General features: G+C 30.5%; 2 protein-coding genes. Both read right to left on the bottom strand.

Annotated elements, in window-relative coordinates:
• The coding region (locus tag LS72_RS10420; protein ID WP_138155351.1) for a UvrD-helicase domain-containing protein at positions 1-1,197 on the bottom strand (1,197 nt) is incomplete at its 3' end.
• A 1-nt stretch (position 1,198) separates the two neighbouring features.
• Positions 1,199-1,549 (bottom strand): thioredoxin domain-containing protein (locus tag LS72_RS11065; protein WP_034555525.1); only part of this gene is annotated, 351 nt, incomplete at its 5' end.

Below are 1,549 nucleotides of genomic sequence, written 5' to 3' on the forward strand. Positions count from 1 at the left end.
AAAATCAGCTTCTTTTGGTGGAACGCTTAAATCTCTTAGTTCCTTTATAAGCTTTGGAATATCTAAGTTAATATATTTAAAAACAATCATTAATTTACCTCTCCATTCAATTTCTTGTGTTTCATCACAATAATCTAGCAGTTCATCAATATCAGAGAATTTTTTAAGAAAACTATTTTTAATAAAATCTGGTTTTTTAAAAAGTAGATTTTGAATATCAAGCAAATCACTAAAGTTATAGCTATCAATGCCACCCACCCAAGCAATTTTTTTATCTAGGCTATTAATGGCATAATCAAATAAAGTCGCATTATTTCTTGCGAGTATGGCAATACCCTGTGTGTTTGATTGCAATTCCTTTTTTGTTCCAATAAATGGCTTTTTAGCACCAAGAGCAAGCAAGTAAAAGTTAGCAATATTTGCGACACTTAATGGACAACGGAAGCTTTGTGTTAGGAAAAGTGTTATGCTATTTTCTAATTTTGAGAGTTTTGTTAAAGAATCCACAGCACCTCTAAAGGCATAAATACTTTGGTAGGTATCCCCAATAAAGACTTTTTTAGCCTCTTGAGCTAAAACAATGTCAATAATACACTCATTAATATCTTGTGCTTCATCAACAAGGATAAAATCATAATCTAACTTAGGCTTACTTAATTGCCATTCTTTTAAATAAAAATCGTGGGGATAGGTAATCTTGCTATTTTTCGCAATAATTTTATTCCAAATCTCTTTGAGTTTAGGTGCTAGATATGCTTTATCGAGCCTTTTATTTTTTATCTCTATTTTCTCGCTTAAGAGTTTTTGGCAAAATGCTGTTATGGAATCTCCACTATTGCAGAAATCTTTTAAAAGAGAAAGAGTAGATGAAGCATTATAGAGTGCATTATCATCATTAAAATATTCTTGAATATCTTTGCTTGTTAAATTTCCTAACCTTTCTTTGTTGGAACTTCCAAATACATTATAAGCTAGAGAATGTATCGTTTTAATGGAGACATTAGGAAGCATTTTAAACTTTTTCTCTGCTTCTTTTATCATAGAGTTATTATAAGCAAGATAGAGTATCTTTTTGTCTTTACGCTTTTTGCAAAACTCTATTAAAGTGCTTGTTTTTCCTGTCCCTGCATAAGCATTAACTAATAAAATATCTTTAAAGTCAATATTGACAACTTCTTGCTGTTCTTTAGTTAGCATATTAGAATCCTAATTGTTCTTTTTTAAAATCCTGAATGTTTTTTAAAAGTTCATAAAGGTGATTTGCAGAAACTGCACCTTCTAAAGGTTGTCCTATTACATTGCCGCTTGGAGTAATAATATAGGTTGTGGGTGTTTTTCCATTAAAAATTAAATCACTAGGGATTTTTGCACTTGGGTCATCTAAATCAATGACTGCCACTGCATAATATTCTTTTAAAAGTTGCATTAAAGCGTGATGACTACTTATATCATTAAGGAGTTTGTGGCAGAAATGGCAACTACTAGAAGCAATAATAAAAACAATGATTTTGGCTTCTTTTAATCCTTGCTTTTGTGCATCATAAACATT

It is taken from the genome of Helicobacter apodemus, from assembly GCF_000765745.2.
Lineage (GTDB): Bacteria > Campylobacterota > Campylobacteria > Campylobacterales > Helicobacteraceae > Helicobacter_D > Helicobacter_D apodemus.